The organism is Leisingera sp. ANG-M1, assembly GCF_000813745.1.
In the GTDB taxonomy this organism is placed as follows: Bacteria; Pseudomonadota; Alphaproteobacteria; order Rhodobacterales; family Rhodobacteraceae; genus Leisingera.
On record NZ_JWLC01000020.1, the window covers coordinates 194,345 to 194,950 of the forward strand.

Consider the following 606-nt stretch of genomic DNA (forward strand, 5'->3'; position numbering starts at 1 on the left):
TGGATGTGCTGCGGGCGGTGCGGGAGCGGGTCGGCGAGGAATTCATCGTCGGATTGCGCTACACTGCGGATGAGGCACAAACGGGTGGCATTACGCCGGAGGAAGGCCTGGAAATCTCTAAACGGCTTGCAGGCAGCGGCATGGTGGATTTCCTCAATGTTATCCGGGGCCGCATTCATACTGATCCGGCGATGACTGATATTATCCCGGTGCAGGGTATGAAATCAGCCCCGCATCTGGATTTTGCAGGCGAGGTCAAAAGGGCAACCGGCATGCCGACCTTCCACGCGGCACGGATTCCGGATGTCGCAACCGCGCGTCATGCCGTTTCCGCAGGGTTGCTGGACATGGTGGGCATGACCCGCGCTCATATGGCGGATCCGCATATCGTTCGCAAAATCATGGAGGGGCGCGAGGATGACATCCGCCCCTGCGTTGGGGCAACCTACTGCCTGGACAGGATTTACCAGGCGGGAGAGGCTCTTTGCATCCATAACGCGGCGACAGGCCGGGAGCTGTCGATGCCGCACAGCATTCCACCTTCAAAAGAACGCAAGAAGGTGGTTGTTGTTGGCGCAGGCCCGGGCGGGCTGGAGGCGGCGCGGG

General features: G+C 60.9%; 1 protein-coding gene. It reads left to right on the forward strand.

The features are described from left to right. On the forward strand, window positions 1-606 hold a 606-nt coding region (locus RA19_RS17685; protein ID WP_039165037.1), incomplete at both ends, for an oxidoreductase.